Below are 20,914 nucleotides of genomic sequence, written 5' to 3'. Positions count from 1 at the left end.
GGCACGTGCGGAGGAATCTGCCATGCTCAGTTCCAGTGCCGCAGCTTGTCCGGATTGAGCACGACCCAGATCCGGTGCACGATGCGACGGTGGACGGCGACGCTGACGATCCCGATCACCCGGTCGCCTGCGTCGCGCAGGGCGAGCCCGGCCGAGCCGTTGATGGAGTGGATCGTCGTGGTCGCCACCTTCCGCGCATCCAGGATCAGTGCGAGCGTCTGCAGGGCGGAGGTGCGCCCGCAGGCGGACTCCGGCGCGGCGACCCTGCCGCCCGTGTCGACGATCAGGTGGGCGTCCTCGTGCAGCAGCGGGGCCAGCCCGGCGACCTCGCCGGACGTGCACGCATCCTGGATCGCCAGGATCGCGCCGATCGACCGGGCGTACACTCGCGCCGCCGACCGGGTGGGGACGTGCTGCCAGGATCCGGACGGGCCGCCCGTCATGCCCCCACCGGAGCGACGTGGCGCAGCTTGTCCGGGCTCATCACCCAGAGCAACTGCAGGATGCCCTCGCGCGACGCGGTCAGGGTAAGCACGGTGGTGATCGCGCCGTCCTCGGAGACGGTCACCGCCGGCTGGCCGTTGAGCGTGGTCCAGCCGATGCGCTTGCCCGTCCAGAAGTGGGTGGAGAACGCGGAGACGAACTTCGCCACCCGCGAGCGCCCCACCACCGGGATGCGGGCGGCCTGCTTCACGCCGTTGCCGTCGGTGTAGCTGACGATATCGGAGGCGAACAGCTGCTCGAGCTGCTCGACGTCCCCGGTGCGCGCGGCACTGAGGAACGCCTCCAGCAGTCGCCGCGACTCGCTGGCGGGAACCGTCTCGCCGCGACCGGACGCCAGATGCTTGCGGGCGCGGCTCACCAGCTGCCTGGCGTTCGCGGGCGACGAGTCGATGACCTCGGCGATGCGCTCGTACGGGTAGTCGAGCGCCTCCCGCAGCACGTATGCCGCCCGCTCGGTCGGCGACAGCGCCTCCAGGAGCAGGAGGCAGGCGAACTCGAGCGCCTCCGCGTTCTCGGCCCCGAGCGACGGGTCGGCCTCGGTGTTCACCGGCTCCGGCAGCCACGGCCCGATGTACGTCTCCCGCCGCGAGCGGGCGGACTGCAGCACGTTGATCGACAGCCGGGTGGCGATGGTGGTCAGGAACGCCCCGGGCTGGTCGACCTCGGCGGGGTCGACGGCCTGCCAGCGCAGCCAGGTGTCCTGCACGATGTCCTCGGCGTCGGAGACCGACCCGAGCATCCGGTATGCGGTGCCGAAGACCCGCCGCCGTTCGCGGCTGAAGATCTCCAGCGACTCGTCGGCCGCACGTGTTCTCCCGTTCATCCGTTCCCCGTCCCGTCTTCCGATTCTGGTCCGTCGAGCGCTCGGCGGGAACGCCAGGCACAGAACTCCTTCACCAGGGAGACCGGGGAGGGTGCCGGTTTGTGACACCGACGCGACGACATCCCCATTGATGAGTTTTTGTCAGTAGACTGTGCCGCGGACATCACGATGAGAGTCGTCAGCGCGCTGATCAAGACCGCGGCCGTCCTCGCAGTCGGGGGCGCGGGACTCGCGCTCGGCCTGGTGGCCCTCCGTTCACCGTCTGTCGACCTTGCGCGCGGCGACTACGAAGGCATCGTGGTCTGGACGAACGTTCGCGATGCGCCCGTGAAACTCAGAATCACCCTGCAGGAAGACGGCCGCCTCGATCTCTACGTCGTCTCGTCGTTCCCCCAGGTGCCGAGCATCGAGGATGGCCGCTGGACCGTCACCCGACCGGAGCAACAGGCGACCATGGACGGGCCACCCGTCTCCGCCATCGCGGACGTGGTGTACCTCCAGTTCACCTGCAGTTCGCAGCTCGACCCGTCCACCGTCCGGCTCGGGTTCACGCCCAAGGCCACGGTCACATTCACCGGCGGCGGTCGTTCGTGCACGAAACCCACGCAGTCCCAGACCGCGAAGGTGGAGCTCCAGGCCGACGGGCCACCACAGATCAACGCGGCCGGCGAGGAGTCGCGGACCTTCCTGAGCGGAGACAACCTCGCCTCCTTCTCGGCCGAACCGGTCGGTCGATGGACGGACGCGACGATCGACCAACGTGTCGCCCGCACGCCCCCGCTCCAATATGGCCAGTTCATCGACGGCTACGCACCACCCCCCGGAGCAGCCGTGCCCGGCCCGTTCTCCACCCTCGAAGCCTCCCTGGAGGGACGGACCTCCGACCTCGTCGACAAGACCATGCCGGACGAAGGCGTGGGAAACGCCCTCACCCAGTCCGTGACCTGGTCGCGGAGCTGGGCATCCACCGACCCGAAAGGCGCAGACCCCGCAACGCGCACCAGGCTCGACGCGACGATGGTGCGCTGGACCACCTCATCCGGAACCGCGTGGGTCCAGGGGCTCCTCCTCGCAGCGGGTGTCCTTCTCGGTGTCGCGACCTCACTGGCGATCGAGTTCATCCTGCCGAGCAGAACCGCAGCAAAGGCGGACCGTTCGCTCGACCAGGCGAGCGGCATCCTGGGAGACGCGAACGGAGTGATGAGGGAGGCGCGGAGCGTTCTGCGCAAGGCGCGACGCACGCCGAAGCCGCCGGGGTGATGTCATCCCTCAGCTACCGCTCGGCTGGCGCGGCCGCGGACAGGTGCGTCGGAGGCCACGTCGCGTTGCCCAGTGTCGCGTCGGGCAAGTCAGCCGGGTACGTCCAGGGCAATGCAGCCAGCCCGTACCTGCGACCCACTTTGGGTCGCGCGATTTTCACGGACACATCCCCTGTGGTGATGTCGTACTCGACGTCGAGCCGCTTGAGGATCGACGATGCATCCTTGGACGGATCACTGACCTTTGCTTGGAACTGTGTCTTCGGCGGCGTGAACGCGCCCATGCGAAGCCTCAGGACCAGCTCGTTGAGAATCGTCTCGCGAACGGTCTTACTGATCCAGTGGGCGGAGTCATCTGACACATCTATGAACTCGGTTTGAATGACGATTTCTGCGAGGTCGCCCCTCATCAGCGGCTGGCCGAGGTGGACGTAGTACCGTTGCCACCCGTCGATCCCCGGGATCTCGACAGGCAACAACGAGTGCCCGTCGCTGAGAATCGATTGCCGCGGCTTGATCGCGCCCGTCCACTGGATGAGGTCCTGGAAGATCTCGACGTTGTCCCGCCGCGCTTGGATCGTTATGTGCGAAACCATCCGCTGACGTCGAGGATTCACTTGGTCGAATTCGCGGGTCCGTTCAAGCCGAAGCCACCGGTAGCCCAGAGGAGCGTCTCGCTTTCGGAGGACCAAGAGGGCTACGAGAGCACCGGTGAGGGCTCCGAGAACGAAAACCAGGGCGATGAGCAGCGTCTGGAGAAGCCAGGTCGGCAGCCCTCTTCCCCACACCAGGAGCAGCGGAATCGCCGCAGCGCCGGTGACGATCAATGCAAGGAGGTTCCGCACCAGCGAGAGCCACGCGACCACCGACTGGAATGCCTTGCCCTCTGTCATCCGGACCTCCCCGGACATCCTTGCAGTCAAGGTGAGCATTTATCAATAAAATGCCGCAGGAGATCTGGGACGCTCGGACTCTCTGCGCGGAGACATGGCCGATCGCAGGATAGAACGAATTACTCAGTGCGGAGACGGTGGGATTTGAACCCACGGTGCCCTGTAAAGGGCACTCCACCTTAGCAGGGTGGTGCACTAGGCCGAACTATGCGACGTCTCCTGAGCGACCGTGAACGGACGCACGACAGCCATCATAACGGACGATTCAGGCGGGGTCGGACACCGACCTCTCAGGATGCGGGGCGCATCCGGGGTCAGGCGCCGAGGTTCTGCATCGGCAGGTCGTGGACCATCGTGGAGACGAGGGAGACGGTCCAGGCAATGGTGACGATGAGGGAGAGGACGTAGAGGCCGATGGTGACCCAGATCGGGGCGAGGCCTCGGCCGGGGGCGACGCGGCGGACGATGACGCTGCGGCCGATCACGTAGACGAGGGCGCTGAGAAAGGTCCAGGCCCAGTGGAACGGGCGGACGACGCCGATGCGTTCCAGTTCCCGGTAGTCGAGCCAGGAGAAGACGACGCTGAGGGCGTATGCGAGGAAGCCGATGCCGACGATCGCGAAGTACATCGGGCCGAACATCCCGAACGGGTTGCCATAGCTGGTGTAGCCGTGCTCGGTGGCGACGACGTCGAAATGGGGCTGGTAGAACGGCAGGAGGACGAGGCTCACGAACGGGAGCGCGACGACCAGCCAGATGTAGACGTTGTAGATGCGCGCGCCGTCGGCCAGGCGCGGGCGGACCGGGGCGTACGTCTGACCGTATGCGGGCTGCTGGGGGTAGCCGGGCTGCTGCGTGTATGCAGGCTGGGCGTAGACCGGCTGCGGCTGCACCGGCTGCTGCTGCTGTGCCTGCGCCGCGCCCGCCAGCGGCGCGAAGTGCGCCGTCCACTGCGTTCCGTCCCACCAGCGCAGCTGCTGGGCGCCGCTCGGGTCCGGGTACCATCCGGCTGGGACGTGTGCGTCGGTGTTCGTCATGCTCGCGGCTCCGCTCTGCGGCCCGTCGGCCGCCCGGCTCGTATGCTACCGCCGCGTCCTATGGATGCGCCGCATGGCACCCATGCAACCGCTCAGCCGATCCGCGCCTCCACCGCCGTCTCCGGCCGCACGCGCTCCGACTCCGGGATGCCACCGCGAAACGCCAGCCACTGGGCGAAGCGGTCGCCGCGGGCGACGAGTTCCCGGTAGAGGCGGAGGCGCAGGTCGCGGACCGTGGCCGCGTGCCGGGGCACGTCGATCGCGTTGTGAAGCTCGTGGGGGTCGGCGTCGAGGTCGTAGAACTCGTCGATGCCTTCGGGGTTGACGACCAGTTTGTGGTGGTCGGTGCGGAGCATCCGCTGGGCGTACGAGAAGTGGTGGCCGTGGAATTCGGCGATCAGCTCGTCCCGCCATCCGTGCGCAGGCTCGCCACTCAGCAGCGGGAGCAGCGACCGGCCCCGGCAGCCTGCCGTCGGCGCCCCTGCCAGGTCGAGGATCGTCGCGGTGAAGTCGAGCAGGTTGACGAACTCCGCACGCCGCCCCGGTTCTCCGCCCGGGATGCTGACGATGCCCGGGATGCGGTAGATGTCCTCGTACATCGCCGGGCCCTTGTCGTTCAGGCGGTGCGCCCCGGTGAACTCACCGTGGTCGGCTGTGGCGAACACGGCGGTCGTATCGGTGAGGCCGAGACGGTCGAGCTCGTCGAGGACGCGGCCGTACTGGTGGTCGATCATCGCCACGTATCCCCAGTACACCGCCGTCAGCTTGCGCCACTGAGCATCGTCGAAACTGTCAGCTCCCCAGTACGCGCTGTACGTGCGCTGCACCTCCGGCTTCCCCGCGAAGGTCTCCGACATGGATGCGGGGAGCACCACCTCCGACGGGTCGTAGCGGTCGTACCATTCGTCCGGGAGCAGGTACGGCAGGTGCGGGCCGAAGTAGTGCAGTGACAGCGAGAACGGGCGGCCGTCGTCGGCGAAGCGCCGGAGCATCTCGATGGCCCGGTCGGCGAGGTACGCCTCGAAGGTGGCCTCCGTCGGCTGCGCGAGCCTCGCAGCGATCAGGTGGCCCCTGCTGCCGTCGGCCGCGCTGGTGTACACCGGCTCGTGCGCGGCGAAGGGCGGGTATCCGTGTTCGTCGAGCCAGGCCGTGTAGTCCTCGTCGTCGTACGGGTTCAGTGCGCCGGGCAGGTGTCTGCCCTCGAAGCCGTACGCGTCAGGCCCGCGGTGGCGCCCGACGTGCCACTTCCCGACGTGGCCGAGCGCGTAGCCTTCGTCGCGCAGCGCTGCCGAGAACGTCGGCAGGCCGTCCGGCAGCTCTTCGCGGTGGCCGGAGTTCCATTCGTAGTTGCTGAGCAGCCCGTGCTCGAACGGGTGCAGGCCGGTGAGGAGGCTGGCGCGCGCCGGGGTGCAGATCGCGCTCGGCGTGTAGCAGCGCTCGAAGACCGTGCCCCTGGCGGCGATGCGGTCGATGGCGGGCGTCTGCACCGTGGGGTTACCGTAGGCGGGCAGGGTGTCGACGCGGTGCTGGTCCGCCATCAGGAACAGGATGTTCGGACGCGCCCCGCTCACGACGCCGCCCCCATCAGGATGCTGACGGCCCCGAGGATCGCCAGCGCGAGTGCCAGCGCCGCCGTCCCTGCAAGCACGGCGCCCCCGCCCGCGCGCGCCCCGGTGAGCTGCCGGTAATGCTGCAGATACCGCCGGTGCACAACAGCGAGCAGGGCCGCAGACAGCACGACCGCGAGCGCCGACGCGACATACCCCGCCATCCCCAGCTGCCCGGGGAGCACCCGGATGGATGCGCCAGACAGCACAAGAAACGCGAGGCACGTCCTCCGCCACGCCAGAGCCGTCCGCTCCGGCTGCAGGCCGGCGTCGTAGAGGACGCCGTCGCCCACGGCGGTCACCGCAGCACCACGCCGAGCAGCACGAGCACGCCGACCGCCGCGACCACGAGCGCCAGCGGCAGGGCGGAGACCGGGGCGGGCAGCGGCGTGCCGAGGCGGAGGGCACGCTCTGCGCGCATCCAGCCCAGCCACGCCTGGATCGGGACCACGAGCGCTGCGGCGATGAGGACGATGGATGCGGCCGTCCGCATCCCCTGCTGGAGGCCGAGTCCGAACGCTTCGAGCGCGACGCCTCCGGCGAGCAGGGCGAGCCCGGTGCGCACCCACGCGAGGAAGGTGCGCTCGTTGGCCAGGCTGAACCGCGCATCCGGCTCGCTGCCGTGCGCGAAGACCGCGGACGGGAAGCGGCTCACCGGCTCGCCTCTGCCGCGACCAGGCCCTCCCGGAGCAGCCGGGGTTCCGGCTGGCTCGGGTGCGGTTCGTCGCCGAGGTCGTGCTGCAGCCGCCACAGCTCGGCGGTCAGCTCGTCCCGGATCGTGGCGTATGCCGGGTCGCCCCACACGTTGCGGAGCTCCTCCGGGTCGGCGGCGAGGTCGTAGAGCTCCCACTCCGGCGGGTAGCTGAACCCGGACGAGCCGGGGTGGCCCATCCCGTCGTTGTAGAAGTAGATGAGCTTGTAGCGGTCGGTGCGGATGCCGTAGTGCGCGAGCGCGTGGTGGAACTGGTCGTCGTTCTCGTAGTAGCGGTAGTAGACGGCGTCGCGGGTGGGACGGTCCGGCTCTTCGGTCAGCTGCGGGAGGAAGCTGACGCCCTGCATCTCCGGCAGCGCAGGGGTGCCCGCCGCGTCGAGGATGGTCTGGGCGAAGTCGACGTTCGTCACGAGCTGCGTGAGCGGGGCGCCGGGGGCGATCCTGGCCGGGTAGCTCATCAGCAGCGGCATCCTGATGGACTCGTCGTACATGAAGCGTTTGTCGAACCAGCCGTGGTCCCCGAGGAAGAAGCCCTGGTCGGAGGTGTACATCAGGAGGGTGTCGTCGAACTCGCCCCGCTCCCGCAGACGGTCGATGACCCTGCCGACGTTGTCGTCGACCGACGCGACGCAGCGCAGATAGTCCTCCATGTATCGCTGGTACTTCCACAGCGCGGACTCCTCGTATGTGAGCCCTTCCGGCGGGCTGATCTTGAGGTCGTCTGTGGTGAGGTAGTCCGCGATCCGCATGGTGGCGTGGTGCGCGGCCATCGAGCGGGTGCTGTAGTCGTCGGTGAAGGTGCCGGGCACCGGGATGGGGTCGCTGTAGAGATCGGCGTGCTTCTCGTCGGGTTCCCAGGCGCGGTGCGGCGCCTTGTGGTGGATGAGCAGGCAGTACGGGCGGCCGTCGTCGGGGAGCGAGTCGACCCAGTTCAGCGCCAGATCCGTGATGATGTCGGTGGCGTAGCCCTGCACGATCTCGACGCCGTCCTCCGTGAGCACCTGCGGGTCGAAGTACTCTCCCTGGCCGCGCAGCACCGCCCAGTAGTCGAAGCCCTGCGGGTCGTGCCCCTCTCCCTCGCCGAGGTGCCACTTGCCGACGATCCCGGTGTGGTAGCCGGACTCCTTCAGCTGCGACACGAAGGTGGGGAGGGACGCATCCATCGGGGTGTCGAGGGTGGTGACGCCGTTGACGTGGCTGTACGTGCCGGTGAGGATGGTCGCTCTGCTCGGCGTGCACAGCGCGTTGGTGCAGAAACAGTTGTCGATGCGTCGTCCCGCCGCCGCGATCTCGTCGATGCGCGGCGTCTCGTTGACAACGGAGCCGTACGCCCCGACCGCGTGGGAGGCGTGGTCGTCGGTGAGGATGAGCACGATGTTGGGACGGCGAACGGATGGGCGCATGGGCGGAGGAACTCCCCTTCGATGGGTGCGGCGGGCGCGGAGACAGTGGATGCGCGGGAGGGGCACACGCGGCGCCCCTCCCGCCTGGCGGCTACTCGCCGGCCGTGGTGTAGAGGTCGGCGTCGTAGTAGGAGGAGACCTTCTCGGCTTTCTGCAGCTTGCCCGCCTTGACGAAGTAGTCGCTCATGCCGGTGAACCAGCTGTCGACGGTGCCGTCCTTGGTGAGCTTGTCGAGCTCGGCCGCGGTGAACACCTGGACGTTGGTGGCGTCGGCTTTCACGGTCGACTCGTCCACTTTGAGCTGGTCGGCGACGAGCTTGATCGTCTCGCTGCCGTTCTTCGCCCGGTAGTCCATCGCGTCGCGCAGCACGGCGTTGACCTTCTTGGCGGTCTCCGGGTGCTTGGTGACGAAGTCGACGCCGCCGACGATCGCGTTGGGGAAGCTGACCTCCTTGGCGAAGTCGGCGTCCTTGGCGAGCTCCTTCAGGTCGGGGACCTGCTTCTTGATGGTGTCGATCAGCGGGTACCAGAGCCCGGCAGCATCCACCTGCTTGGAGGAGAACGCGGAGACGATGGTGGACGGGTCCATGGTGACGATGTCGACGTCGGACTTGGACATGCCCGCCTTCTCGAGGGCGAGGGTGAGGATCATGTCGCCCGATGTACCTTCGGCGACGGCGACCTTCTTGCCCTTGAGCTGCTTCATGCTGGTGATGCCCGGCTGGGCGATCACGCGGTCCGCCTTGCCGACGCCGTCGACCGTCAGGATCTTGGCCTGGCCGGAGAACGGCATCCACAGGGCGCCGGGGCCGACGTATCCCACGTCGAGGTCGCCGGTCTTGAGTGCCTGCACCTGCAGGGGGCCGTTGGTGAAGGTGCTCAGTTCGGCCTTGAGGCCGTGCTTGGCCCACAGGTCTTCCTTGTCGGCGATGGCGACGAGGCTGGTGCCTGTGTAGTCGCCGATGTAACCGACCTTGACGGTCTCGACCGGGCCTGCGGCCGCTGTGCCGGAGCTCTCACCGGCGGAGGTCGGAGCCGAACAGCCGGCGAGGACGAGCGCCAGGGCGCCGGCGGCGATGCCGGCGAGAGTGCGTGAAATGCGCATAGTGGTACTCCTTCGGGTGGTGGGGAATGTGAGAAGTGGTGCGTCGTGCGTCTGGTGCTGCCGCTCAGTGAGCGACGGGCGTCGGCCTGTCCTGGTGATAGACCGAACGCCAGACCCGGTTGCGCAGGTCTTGGAACTCCGGGCTCAGCCGGACCTCCTCGGTGCGCGGATACGGGAGATCAATATCGACGATGTCGAAGATGCGGCCCGGTCGTGCGGCCATCACCACCACGCGGTTGCCGAGGAACACGGCCTCGTCCACATCGTGGGTGATGAAGACGACGGTCCTCTTCTCCTTCGACCAGGTGTCGAGGAGCTGCTCCTGAAGGTTCACTCTGGTCAGCGCGTCGAGGGCGCCGAACGGTTCGTCCATCAACAGGATGCTCGGGTCGACCGCGTACGCCCTGGCGATGGCGCAGCGCTGCCGCATCCCTCCGGAGAGCATCTTGGGCAGGGCGTCGGCGAACTGGGTGAGGCCGACGAGGTCGATGAAGTGCTGCGCCTTCTCACGCCGCTGGGCGGCCGGCATCCCGGCCGTGCGGAGGCCGAACTCGACGTTCTTCCGCACGGTCAGCCAGGGGAACAGCGCGTACTGCTGGAAGATCACGCCGCGGTCGGGGCTGGGGCCACGCACCTCGGCGCCGTTGACCAGCGCCCGTCCTCCTGTCGGCTGTTCGAGCCCGGCCAGGATGTTCATGAGCGTGCTCTTGCCGCAACCGGACGGTCCGACGATGGTGATGAACTCGTTGTCGGCGATGTCGATGGACACGTCGCCCAGGGCGACGAACTCCTCGCCCTTGAGGTCGAACGTCTTGCGGACGTGCTCGATGCGGATGGTGGGGTTGTCGCTCATCGTCGCTCCTGCCAGCTGGTCAACTTCTTCTCGACGGCCAGGAGGATGCGATCCATCGCCAGGCCGAGCACACCGATCACGATGAGGCCGACGAAGATCGTCGGGAGGTCGTAGTACAACTGCGCCTGCTGCATCCGGTGGCCGATGCCGTTCTGCGCGGCGATCAGCTCGGCGGCCACCAGGGTCGCCCAGGATGCGCCGAGGCCGATGCGCATCCCGACCAGGATGAACGGGAACGACGCGGGGACGACGATGCGGGCGAAGATCGTCCCGTCGCCGGCGCCGAGCACGCGGGCCGCGTTGATGAGGGTCTTGTCCACATTCACCACGCCCTGGAACGTGGAGACCACGCAGGAGAGGAACGCGGCGAGGAAGATCACCAGGATCTTCGGCTGCTCGCCGATGCCGAGGAGCACGATGGCCAGCGGGATGATCGCCAGCGGCGGGATCATCCGGAAGAACTGCACCCACGGCTCGATCAGCGAGCGCACGGTGGCGTACCAGCCCATCAGGAAGCCGACGGGGATGGCGAGCGCCGTGCCGAGCACGAAGCCGCTGAGCACGCGCAGCAGGCTGGCGCCGACATCCTGGAACAGGCTGCCGTCCGCCGCGAGCTGCCAGCCGCGGATAGCCACGGCGGGCGGGGTGGGCAGCTGGGGCGCGACGAGGGAGATCAGCCACCAGATCGCGATGCCGCCGACGAGCGAGACCACGGTGAGCACCAGGTTGCGATTCGAGCGCTTGCGGCCGGCACGTGCGGCGCTACGGCTGGCGATGGCGCCGGTGTTCTGGGTCATGGCGGTCACGTCGCCTCACCTCTCCGCCGGGGGGAACGGGGTGGATGGTTCATCGGATCTGTGCTCCTTTGCGGGATCGCGTACGAAGGGATGGTGCAGGTGCCGCCGTGGGAAGCAGCTGCGAGTTGTGGAAGGCGGCGACCAGGGCGCCGAGCGCTCCGGAGTCGTCGCCGAGGCGTGCCCGCCTCACCGAGGGGACGTGGCCGGGCAGACTGAGCGACTCGTGGTGGAACGCCTCTGTCGCGCGTTCCAGGAAGACCGGATGCAGGCCGACGACCTGGCCGCCGAGCACGACCTCGCTCGGGGAGAGCGCCGTGCCCAGGATCGCCAGCGTCCGTCCGACGACCGCGCCGACCCTGGCGAGCAGCCCGACCACGTCCGGATCGCCGCTCCGTGCACGCTGGGCGAGCTCGGCCGCCGAGGCCACCCCGAAGGGATGCGCGGCCGCCGTCAGCGCGCGGAGGGACGCGACCGTCTCGAGGCAGCCGCGCTTTCCGCACGAGCACGGCTCACCGTCCGGCTCGACCGTGACGTGCCCGATCTCGCCCGCGAAACCGGAGCGCCCGGACACGAGGGCGCCGTCGACGACGAGGCCGCCGCCGCAGCCGTCTGCCAGGCGCAGGTAGATGAGGTCTCTGGTGGGCTGGCCGAGCATCCACTCCGCCTCGGCCAGTGCGGCCAGCCTGGTGTTGTTGTCGATCAGGATGGGCGCGTCGAAGCGGGAGGTGAACGCGTCTTCGATCGTCGCCGTGATGAGCGGACCCCCGGCGAGCGTGCGGTGCTCTCCCGATCCCTCCTCCGGCCGCGAGACCGGGCTGGACACGCCGATGCCGATGCCCTGCAGCGCGTCGTAGTGGACACCGGTGCTGCGTTCGAGGTCGTCGAGCAGGGCGAGCGCCACCTCGACCCGCACCCGCCACTCCGCGCCGTGCGGGTACTCCATCGACCCGGAGGCGATGATCTCGTGCGACGCGTCGGCGACCGCCACATGCACGGCACGGTGGGTGAAGTCGGCGCCGAGGTGCTGCCCGGCCCGCGGGTCGAGCGCGAGCAGCTCGGCCGGCCGGCCCCTGCCCTCGCGCGAGACGGCATCGGTCTTGGTGACGACGATGGCCCGCGTGTCCAGCAGGCTTCCTGTGATCTCGGAGAGGGTCGTGCGAGAGAGCCCGACGAGCGGCGCGATCTGTGCGCGGCTCATCGCGCCCCTGTCGCGCAGCACGGCCAGCACCCTGTCTTCGTGGGTGCGTCGGATGAGTGCTTGCACTCCGACGGGCGATGTCATAGGTCGACCGTACGAAGCTCGATTTTTTCCGTCAACACTCCGACAGAATTCGGCGACAGAAAGTTTCGCAGCTGCGCCGCCCCGACCCAGGGCATCCGGAGTCGGGGCGGCGCATCAGTGCGACGTCAGGACAGCATCAGTGCAACACGCGTGTGACGACCTGATCGGAGCCTGCCCGGTGCACGACGATGGCGACATATCCCGAGCCGCTCGTCGCGTAACCGTGCGAGACCGTGGCGGTGAACGCAGAGTTCAGCGTCATCGCCGCGATGTCGGAGGTGCGCGCCGCCGTCAGCGTGACCGGAGTGCTGGTGCCGTCTCCCCAGTCGACGGTCGCGGTCAGGTCGGCCGCCGCCGCGCCGGGCGCGAGAACGGACACGTCGATGCTCGCGCTGCCTCCCGCGGCCGGGGAGAGCGCGGTTACGCGGGCGCCGATCTGCGTCTGCCAGGACACGTCGGCGGTCGGGAAGAAGTTGACGCCCTCGAGCGTCATCCGTCCGCCGAGCATCGAGACCCGGGCGAGGAAGTCGGCCTGGTCGCGGGCCGCCTGCGGGGTCCAGCCCACCTCCGCCGTGGCGAGCATTCGCGGGAAGGAGTAGTACTCGGCCTGGTCGGCTCCGCGGATGAACTCGCCCCAGAATGCGCCCTCGACACCGAGCACGCTCGCCTCTCCGATGCCGGACACGAACGTCGCAGGGTTCCACGAGTACGCGTTCTGCAGGGTGCACGGTCCGCCGCAGGCCCAGGTCGCCCCGAGCGGCTGCCGGGAGTCCTGCTTCTGCGGATAGTACGTCTTCGACGCCGGGGACATGATCACCTTCGCTCCGCGCTGGGCGACAGCGGTGCTCGCGGTCGCGCCGTTCCCCGTCCAGAGCTGGATGATCGAGCCGGTCGGCAGGTTCGTCGCGCTGGCCTCATTCCAGACGATCGGCGTCTTGCCGAGCGACGTCGCCGTCGAGGTCTCCGTGTCGACGAGATCGACGTATGCGGCCGTCGGCGTCGGCGCCTCGTCTCCGCCGACGTGGAGGTACGGGCCGGGGGTCATCGCCGCCAGCTGGGAGAGCACCTGCCCGATGAACTCATCGGTGGCGGGGTTCGCGTTGCCGAGCGAGGTGTTGCCGGTGTTCACGGGCAGCACGGTCTGGCCCGCTGTGAGCGCGGGCATCGACCCTCCGCCGTTCAGCTGCGGGATGGCGTGCAGCGCCGCCCCGGTGTGGCCGGGCATGTCCAGCTCGGGAACCACGACCATCCCGTTCTGCCCCGCGTACGCGACGATGCTCTGGTAGTCGGCTGCGGTGTAGTAGCCGGGAGTGCCGGGATTGCTGCCGGTCGCCGCCGTGCCGTCGAACTGCACGGCGGTGGCGCCGCTGACCCTGGTGAGCGCGGTGTAGTCGATGCCGGACGGGTTGCTCGCGGGGTTGGTCATCGCGATGCGCCATCCCTGATCGTCGGACAGGTGCAGGTGCAGCCTGTTGATCTTGAACTGAGAGGCGTGGTCGATGAGCCTCTTCACCTCGGCGACCGTGTAGAAGCTGCGGGCCACATCCACTTCGAGGCCGCGGTAGGCGAATCGCGGGTAGTCGCTGATGGTGACGGGGGGCACGGTCCAGGTCGCGGTGCGGACACTCGGCGCCTCGATCTCCGGCGGCAGCAGCTGCCGGAGCGTCTGGACGCCGTTGAGCGCCCCGGCCGCGGTGTCGGCGCCGATGGTCACCCCGGCCGATGTCGCGGCCAGCGTGTATCCCTCGGCGGCGTGGCCGGCCGGGGCGTTGCCTGCGGCGACCGCGACGGTGATCTTCGACGACGCGGTCGACGACGCGACCACCGGGAGCGCGAACCCGGTGGACCGTCGCAGCACCGTCGCGAGCTGGGTCGCAGGCGCGGTCCCCGAACCGGAAGCGACGATCACCGTACCCGCGGTGACGGCGAACGGCGCACCGCTCCCCCTGCTGACGCTCACCGGCTGCGGCACCAGCGCGAGCGCAGACCGGCCGGGAACCCCGTAGACCTCGAACTCGGAGATCGAGTACCCGTAGACGGACTTGCGAGTGATCCCCTGCATCCGGATGTACGACACGGCGCCCGCCGTGTTCAGCTGCACGGTGTCCGTGCGCGCGCAGGTGTCCTGCCCGGTGTAGCTGGCGGCGTTCGTCCAGGTGGCGCCGTCCGTCGAGACTTGCAGACGGTATGCCTTCGCGCACGCGTTCGGCCACGCGATGACGACATGGTCGACCACCGACGGCGTCTGCAGCCGCACTTGGAACCAGGCGTTGTCCTGATACCCGGAGGAGAAGCGCGTGTTCGGATTCCCGTCGATCGCCATCGACGGCTGGAAGTCGGCCCGGTCGAGCTCGACGCTCGATGCGGTGGCCGTGGCTGTCAACGCCAGGTTGGTCGGTTCGCTCGGTACGGCGTCGGCGGCCGGCGCCTGGGAGACCATCAGGGCCCCCAGCAGCACCAGCGCACCCGCCGCGGCGGTCAGCCGTTTCATGCGTCCTCTTTCGTCGGTGAAAGTCCGGGTCCTCAGCGGGACTCCGGATGCTTCGCGACCATAGGCACGCCGAAAACTTCCGGCAATCGGGCGGCAGAATACGGGTGCGAAATCGGTTCCGTCAGTGCGCCGTGCGATCGGTCAGACGAGCTCCCGCACTGCCACGACCGCCTGCTGAACCACCGCATCCACCGGCGCAGACACGTCAATCGTCACCCCGCGCTCGTCCGCCTCGAGCGGTTGCAGCGTCGCCAGCTGCGAGTCGAGCAGCGTGGTCGGCATGAAGTGGTCCGTGCGGCCTTCCATGCGCGCGGCCAGGACCTCGCGCGTGCCCGCCAGGTGCACGAAGACCGCGCCGGGGGCCTCAGAGGCGATGAGGTCGCGGTATGCGCGCTTCAGCGCTGAGCAGGCGATCACCAGGCCGTCGGGGGCGTCCACCAGGGCACGGCCGACCGCGCGCAGCCAGGGGGCTCGGTCGGCGTCGTCGAGGGGGGTGCCTCCGGCCATCTTTCGCACGTTCTCGATGGGATGCAGCGCGTCGCCGTCGAGGAAGGGGAGGCCGAGGTCGGCGGCGATGAGGGCGCCGATCGTGCTCTTGCCGGAGCCGGACACCCCCATCACGACGACGCGCGGGTGCTCCCCCAGTGAGCCGCTCACCAGTCGTGCATCGAACCGTCGAGGAGACGGTTGACAGGGAGGTATGCGGCCTCGTAGGGGAACGACTGCGCGACGATCTCGTCGTAGTCGACACCGATGCCGGGGGCGTCGCTGGGCTTCAGCATCCCGTCTTCGAAGCTGTACGTGGTGCGGAAGACCTCGTGGGTGGTCGGACTGTGCTGCATGTACTCCTGGATCCCGAAGTTGGGGATGGCGATGCCGAGGTGGATGGCGGCCGCGAGACCGACGGGTGAGACGTCGGTGGGTCCGTGGACGCCGGACTTGATCTGATACACGGAAGCGTAATCGAAGATGCGCCGCAGGCCCGTGATGCCGCCGGCGTGCGTGACAGGAGAGCGCACGTAGTCGATCAGCTGCTCCTCGAACAGCTCGCGGTAGTCCCAGATCGTGTTGAACACCTCGCCGATCGCCAGCGGCGTCGTGGTGTGCTCGCGCACCCGGCGGAGCGCCGCCTGGTTCTCGGCGGGGGTCACGTCTTCGAGCCAGAACAGGTCGTACGGTTCGAGGGATTTGCCGAGCTTGGCCGCCTGGATCGGCGTGAGCCGATGGTGCGCGTCGTGCAGCAGCGGCAGCTCGGCGCCGAACTCGTTGCGCACCGCCTCGAACACCGTCGGAGCGTGGCGCAGGTATGCGCGGGTGTCCCACGACTCCTCTACGGGCACGGCGCTGCGGCGGGCGGGCTCGTAGTCGTACCGCGCGTCCGAACCGGAGCCGGCACCGGCCGCCGCATTCTTGCTCGACGCCACCCCGTACACCGACGGCAGCCCCGGGATGCCCGTCTGCACGCGGACAGCGCGGTAGCCCTCCTCCAGGTGCTCGGTGATCGAGTCGAACAGTTCGGGCAACTCGGCACCGGATGCGTGACCGTAGACGAGCAGACCCTCGCGGCTGCGCCCGCCGAGCAGCTGATACAGCGGCATCCCGGCGACCTTGGCCTTGATGTCCCAGAGCGCGGTGTCCACGGCGGCGATGGACGCCATCGTCACCGGACCCCTGCGCCAGTACGCGCCGCGGTAGAGGTACTGCCAGGTGTCCTCGATCTGCTGCGCGTCCCGCCCGATCAGCAGCGGCACGACGTGCTCGCTCAGGTAGGCGGCGACCGCAAGCTCGCGGCCGTTCAGGGTCGCGTCGCCGAGGCCGGTGACGCCGTCCTCCGTCGTGATCCTGAGGGTGACGAAGTTGCGGCCGGGGCTCGAGACGAGGACCTCGGCGGAGGTGATTCGCATGTCAGTGTGCTCCTGTCGGTAGCGGTGGTTCGGTGATGGCTCCGGTGCGCAGCTGTGCGATCCGGTTCTGGATGAGGTCGGTCACGGCGCTCTCGCGCGCCAGGTCGGGTGCGAGTGCGGTGAGGACGCCGGCGGCGAGCGCCGCATCGTCGTCCGGAGTAGCGCGCAGGGTCTCCGCGAGTGCGGCGGCTCCCGGGTCGCGCACGTCGGGGCCGAGCAGGTGCAGTGCCCAGGCGGCAAGCGCGGTTGCCTGCGCCTCGCCGGGCGCGCGTCCCGCCGCCAGCCGCGACCGTAGCGGATCCAGGATGCGCGGGCCGAGCTTCTGCGAGCCGTCCGACGCGATCTGCGCGAGCGTGTGCTCGATGCGCGCGTTGCCGAAACGGTCGCGGAGGGCGGCGGTCGCCGCATCCAGCGTCTCGTCGTCGAAGGGCAGCTCGGTGCGCGCTTCCGCCCAGAGCCGTTCGAGGTCGGCGGCGATGTCGTCGTCGGCCATCGCCTCCGCGATGGTCTGGTGGCCGCGCAGCAGGCCGCGGTATGCGAGCAGCGAGTGCCCGGCGTTGAGCAGCCAGAGCTTGCGGCGCTCGTACGGCTCGATGTCGTCGACGAACTGCGCACCGACGGCCTCCCAGTCCGGCCGTCCGGCGGGGAACGCGCCGCTCAGCACCCACTCGCTGAACGGCTCGGTGACCACGGGGGCCGCGTCGTCGTACCCGGTGAGGGCGGCGGCGGCCGCGCGGTCGGCATCGGTGGTCGCCGGGGTGATCCTGTCCACCATCGACGAGACGAACGAGACCTCGGACGCGATCCAGTCGGCAAGGCCGGGGTCGACCTGGCCGGCGAGGCCGAGCACGGCATCCCGGGCCACCTCCCCGTTGCCCGGCAGGTTGTCGCAGCTGACGACGGCGACCCCGGCGACACCCGCGGCTCGGCGCGCCCGCAACCCGTCGACCAGGCGGCCGGGGGCAGTGGATGCGCCCTCCCCTGCCACCAGCGACGCCCGGTCGGCGTCCAGTGCCTCCGCCGACGGACGGTAGCCCGCCTCGGTGACCGTCAGGGTGACGACTGCCACGGCCGGGTCGGCCACGGCGGCACGCCAGCGCTCGGTGTCACCGCCGTCCGCGACGGTGCTCAGCGCATCCACGATGGTCGCAGTGTCGGAGGCGGGGCCGCGCTCGATCAGTGTGTAGACCGCATCCTGGGTCGCGAGCACGCGCGCAGCCTCCGGGCTGCGGCCGGTGAAGGCCGCGATCCCCCAGCCGTCGCCCTGCCCGCCGTTCCCGCCCTGCCCGCCGCGCTCGTTCGCACGCTGGGTGTACCAGGCCTGGTGCGCCCGGTGGAACGCGCCGAGGCCGAGGTGCACGATGCGGACGGGGTGACGCGCTGAGCGCGGCGGCGGCGTCATGCGGTCGCCGACGCCAGGGAGCCGGTGCGGGATTCGACCTCGCGCAGGTAGGCGAGGTTGTCGCGCGTGCGCTCCGCGAGGGGCAGCTCCGTGGAGAAGTCCTCCACGGTGACCCAGCCGTCGTAGCCGTAGGCGTGCAGCGCGGTGAAGTACGCCTCCACGTCGCCGGTGCCGGTGCGCAGCGGCGCCCACGCGTGGTGCCAGCGCACGGTGCCGTCCGCCTCCGGCTCGCCCGGCAGCCACGCCGCGTTCTTGACGTGCACGTGCGCGAGGTACGGGCCGAGCAGCTGGAAGGCGGACAGCGTCGCCTCCTGGCCCTCGATGATGAGGTTGCCGAGGTCGTGGATCACGCCGACGGTCTCCGGGTCGATGCCGTCGATCAGCCTGAACGCGGCCGACGCCGACGCGGTGATGGTCTCGTGGTGCAGCTCGACCAGCGCCTTCACGCCCAGCTCTCCCGCCCGGGCTGCCGCCCGCTCGACGTCGCGACGGGCGGAGGCGAACAGCTCCCGGTAGTCTCCGGATTCGGTACGCGGCATGGTGACGCGCACCTGCCGGGCGCCGAGCGCCGCGGTGGCTGCGAGCATCCTGTCGACGTTCGCGTGGTCGTCGCAGCGGGCGTAGCCGCCGATGCCGGAGAACTCGAGTCCGGCCTCCGCCGTCAGCCGCGCGATCTCCGGTACGGACTCCTCCAGGCCGGTGAGCGGCCAGGTGGAGCGGTTGCCCGCCCAGAAGCCGGCGGGGGTCGCGTCGTCCTGGTCGATGACGCGCCACTCGATCCCGTCCCAGCCCTGGGCGGCGAGCGTCTCCGCCGCCTCGGCGGGCGTCCAGTCCGGGGTGGATGCGGTGAACACCGAGAACTTCATGGCTCAGGCTCCTGTCGTGACGGTGATGTCGTCGAGCGCACCGGAGAGCACCTCGTCGAACGCGATGGGACGGCCGAGGGTGGCCGACAGGTAGATGGCACGCACGACAGCGAGCGACACGAACGCGTCCTCGACGGTGACGCCCGGCGCGCGGTGCTGCTCGATCGCCTCCACCACGTCCTCGTACTGCCGCAGGTGGCCGACGATGAAACGGTCTGCGCCGCGTTCGCCGCCGCGCACCTCGCTCGCGTCGACGAGCTCCGCCGCCCTGTTCACGACGCTCGCCCCTGTCGGGTCGAACGCCGCGGGGTCCGCGGTGCCGAAGTACTCCAGCTGGTCGTCCTCGATGACCGCCGACCCTCGGTCACCGAGCACCTGCAGGCGCACGGAACCGCCCGGATACGCGGCGGTCGTCGCATGCACGACCGCGAGCGCACCGGACTCGAACCGCACCGTCGCGACGGCGATGTCCTCCACCTCGACGCGCTCGTGGGCGAGCAGCGCCGTCTGCGCGACGATCTCGACAGGGCGGCCGAGGAACCAGACCAGCAGGTCGACGGTGTGGACGCCCTGATTCATCACGGCACCTCCGCCGTCGAGCTCCCAGGTGCCGCGCCACTGACCGGAGTCGTAGTAGTCCTGACTGCGCCACCAGGCCACGGACGCGATGCCGCTGGTCACGCGGCCGAATGCGCCGCTGTGGGCGGCGTCGGCGACCACCACGGAGGCCGGATCGAAGCGGTGCTGGCTGATCACCGAGACCACCAGTCCGTTCCGCTCCGCCTCGCGCGACAGCTCCAGGATGCGCCTGGCCCGCGCCATCGACACGTCCAGCGGCTTCTCGATCACCACGTGCTTGCCCGCGGCGAGCGCCTCCTCCGCGAGCTGCACGTGCAGTCCGCTGGGGGTGCAGATCACGACGATGTCGACCGGTGCTCCCGCCACGGCGGCGGGCAGGGTCTCGAACTCGGCAGGCCGCTGCACGCCGAACTCGGACACGATCTGGTCGGCGAGCGCACTCGCGGCGGCGGGGACCGCATCCACCAGGGCGGTGATCGCGAGGTCGGGGTGCCGGGCGATGGCCCTGGCGTGGTTGAGTCCGATGATGCCGCAGCCGACGATGGCCACGTTCAGGCGAGCGCTCATACGAGCTGCACTCCAATCTGGTCGGTGAGGCGGCGGAACGCGCGGCCCGCGCGGCCGAACGCCTCCGGTCCGGAGAAGCCGCCCATGTTGTTCACGTCGGCGAGGTGGGGTTCGAGCGAGGCGAAGCCGGTGTATCCGTCGTCGCGCAGGGCGGTGAGGGTGGCGAGGAGCTGGCCATCGCCCTCCCCGGCGGGGGTGACGTCTCCGGTGGCGCTGAGAGCGTCCTTCACCTGCAGGTACTCGAGGTGCGGCCGGAGCATGGCGTATCCGTCGTCGAACGGATGCGCGACGCCGACCTGCACGAAGTTCGCGCTGTCCCAGGCGAGCCGGAGGTTCGGAGATGCGACCGTCTCGACGATGTCGAGGCAGCGCTCCGGGGTGTCTCCGTAGATGTCCTTCTCGTTCTCGTGCAGCAGCACGACGTCCGCGGCCTCCGCCGCGTCCGCGAGGGCGCGCATCCGGAGCATCACGTCGTCGCGGATGCTCTCGACCGCGACGCCGTCGCCGTAATAGAAGGAGAACAGCCGGATGTAGCGCGTGCCGAGGCGGTGCGCCGCGGCGATGGCACGGCCGAGACGTTCGACCTCGTGCTCGACGGGGAGGGACACATCCACTTTGCCGATCGGGGATGCGATGGCCGAGACGCCCATCCCCCGCTCGGCGAAGACGCCGGCGAGCCGATCGAGCTGCTCGGCGTCGAGGTCCACGATGTTCACGCCCCAGGCGCTGCGCACCTCGATGTGGTTCGCGCCGAGCGCCTGCAGCACCGCGACCTGCACCAAAGGATCCTGGTCGATCTCGTCGCCGAACCCCGACAGGGCCCAGCTCAC

20 protein-coding genes and 1 tRNA gene are annotated in these 20,914 nt (G+C 69.5%); 1 reads left to right on the top strand and 20 read right to left on the bottom strand.

Annotated elements, in window-relative coordinates; genetic code table 11:
• Positions 1-26: 26 nt before the first annotated feature.
• A complete protein-coding gene (locus HF024_RS02225) occupies positions 27-443 on the bottom strand; it encodes a siderophore-interacting protein (RefSeq protein WP_168688484.1) in 417 nt (138 codons plus the stop codon).
• On the bottom strand, positions 440-1,327 hold the full coding sequence (locus HF024_RS02220; RefSeq protein ID WP_168688483.1) for an RNA polymerase sigma-70 factor: 888 nt from the start codon (positions 1,325-1,327) through the stop codon (positions 440-442). The genes HF024_RS02225 and HF024_RS02220 overlap by 4 nt, the downstream gene beginning before the upstream one ends.
• Positions 1,328-1,495: 168 nt before the next feature.
• On the opposite strand from HF024_RS02220, the gene HF024_RS02215 reads away from it, so the two are divergent.
• Positions 1,496-2,587 carry a hypothetical protein gene (locus HF024_RS02215; RefSeq protein ID WP_168688482.1) on the top strand — a complete coding sequence of 364 codons (1,092 nt, stop codon included), beginning with the start codon at positions 1,496-1,498 and terminating at the stop codon, positions 2,585-2,587.
• Between the two features lie 13 nt (positions 2,588-2,600).
• On the opposite strand, the gene HF024_RS02210 is transcribed toward HF024_RS02215, so the two are convergent.
• From HF024_RS02210 to HF024_RS02125, 18 genes are all read right to left on the bottom strand, one after another.
• Complete coding sequence (locus HF024_RS02210; protein ID WP_168688481.1) at positions 2,601-3,497, bottom strand: DUF3995 domain-containing protein; 897 nt, start codon at positions 3,495-3,497, stop codon at positions 2,601-2,603.
• A 111-nt stretch (positions 3,498-3,608) separates the two neighbouring features.
• A tRNA-Ser gene (locus HF024_RS02205) sits at positions 3,609-3,699 on the bottom strand.
• A gap of 94 nt (positions 3,700-3,793) precedes the next feature.
• On the bottom strand, positions 3,794-4,516 hold the full coding sequence (locus HF024_RS02200) for a DUF2510 domain-containing protein (protein WP_168688480.1): 723 nt from the start codon (positions 4,514-4,516) through the stop codon (positions 3,794-3,796).
• Between the two features lie 92 nt (positions 4,517-4,608).
• Positions 4,609-6,087, bottom strand: a complete 1,479-nt coding sequence (locus HF024_RS02195) for a sulfatase-like hydrolase/transferase (protein ID WP_247597258.1) — start codon at positions 6,085-6,087, stop codon at positions 4,609-4,611.
• The gene (locus tag HF024_RS02190) at positions 6,084-6,425 is read right to left on the bottom strand and encodes a DUF202 domain-containing protein (protein ID WP_168688479.1); all 342 of its coding nucleotides are present in this window, start codon (positions 6,423-6,425) and stop codon (positions 6,084-6,086) included. Before HF024_RS02190 ends, HF024_RS02195 begins: the two co-directional genes overlap by 4 nt.
• Positions 6,422-6,778 (bottom strand): DUF202 domain-containing protein, encoded by a 357-nt coding sequence (locus HF024_RS02185; RefSeq protein ID WP_085369890.1) that lies wholly within the window; start codon positions 6,776-6,778, stop codon positions 6,422-6,424. The genes HF024_RS02190 and HF024_RS02185 overlap by 4 nt, the downstream gene beginning before the upstream one ends.
• A complete protein-coding gene (locus HF024_RS02180) occupies positions 6,775-8,238 on the bottom strand; it encodes a sulfatase (protein WP_168688478.1) in 1,464 nt (487 codons plus the stop codon). Before HF024_RS02180 ends, HF024_RS02185 begins: the two co-directional genes overlap by 4 nt.
• Positions 8,239-8,329: 91 nt before the next feature.
• Positions 8,330-9,343 (bottom strand): aliphatic sulfonate ABC transporter substrate-binding protein, encoded by a 1,014-nt coding sequence (locus tag HF024_RS02175; protein ID WP_168688477.1) that lies wholly within the window; start codon positions 9,341-9,343, stop codon positions 8,330-8,332.
• Positions 9,344-9,407: 64 nt separating this feature from the next.
• Positions 9,408-10,196, bottom strand: a complete 789-nt coding sequence (locus HF024_RS02170; RefSeq protein WP_085369893.1) for an ABC transporter ATP-binding protein — start codon at positions 10,194-10,196, stop codon at positions 9,408-9,410.
• Positions 10,193-10,993, bottom strand: a complete 801-nt coding sequence (locus tag HF024_RS02165; RefSeq protein ID WP_085369937.1) for an ABC transporter permease — start codon at positions 10,991-10,993, stop codon at positions 10,193-10,195. The genes HF024_RS02170 and HF024_RS02165 overlap by 4 nt, the downstream gene beginning before the upstream one ends.
• 49 nt (positions 10,994-11,042) lie before the next feature.
• Entirely contained in the window at positions 11,043-12,275 is a 1,233-nt protein-coding gene (locus tag HF024_RS02160) for an ROK family protein (protein WP_168688476.1), read from the bottom strand.
• A 136-nt stretch (positions 12,276-12,411) separates the two neighbouring features.
• The gene (locus HF024_RS02155; protein ID WP_168688475.1) at positions 12,412-14,766 is read right to left on the bottom strand and encodes a family 20 glycosylhydrolase; all 2,355 of its coding nucleotides are present in this window, start codon (positions 14,764-14,766) and stop codon (positions 12,412-12,414) included.
• Between the two features lie 141 nt (positions 14,767-14,907).
• The gene (locus HF024_RS02150) at positions 14,908-15,423 is read right to left on the bottom strand and encodes a gluconokinase (RefSeq protein ID WP_247597257.1); all 516 of its coding nucleotides are present in this window, start codon (positions 15,421-15,423) and stop codon (positions 14,908-14,910) included.
• Positions 15,420-16,670 (bottom strand): D-mannonate dehydratase ManD, encoded by a 1,251-nt coding sequence (gene manD / locus HF024_RS02145; RefSeq protein ID WP_085369896.1) that lies wholly within the window; start codon positions 16,668-16,670, stop codon positions 15,420-15,422. The genes HF024_RS02150 and manD overlap by 4 nt, the downstream gene beginning before the upstream one ends.
• Position 16,671: 1 nt before the next feature.
• Complete coding sequence (locus HF024_RS02140; RefSeq protein WP_168688474.1) at positions 16,672-18,072, bottom strand: mannitol dehydrogenase family protein; 1,401 nt, start codon at positions 18,070-18,072, stop codon at positions 16,672-16,674.
• A complete protein-coding gene (locus HF024_RS02135) occupies positions 18,069-18,938 on the bottom strand; it encodes a sugar phosphate isomerase/epimerase family protein (RefSeq protein ID WP_168688473.1) in 870 nt (289 codons plus the stop codon). The genes HF024_RS02140 and HF024_RS02135 overlap by 4 nt, the downstream gene beginning before the upstream one ends.
• Positions 18,939-18,941: 3 nt before the next feature.
• Positions 18,942-20,084: a Gfo/Idh/MocA family oxidoreductase gene (locus tag HF024_RS02130; protein ID WP_168688472.1), complete on the bottom strand. Its 1,143-nt coding sequence runs from the start codon at positions 20,082-20,084 to the stop codon at positions 18,942-18,944.
• The gene (locus HF024_RS02125; RefSeq protein WP_168690727.1) at positions 20,081-20,914 is read right to left on the bottom strand and encodes a TIM barrel protein; all 834 of its coding nucleotides are present in this window, start codon (positions 20,912-20,914) and stop codon (positions 20,081-20,083) included. Before HF024_RS02125 ends, HF024_RS02130 begins: the two co-directional genes overlap by 4 nt.

Source organism: Leifsonia sp. PS1209 (assembly GCF_012317045.1).
Lineage (GTDB): Bacteria > Actinomycetota > Actinomycetes > Actinomycetales > Microbacteriaceae > Leifsonia.
This window is presented reverse-complemented; position numbering and strand designations above follow the sequence as displayed.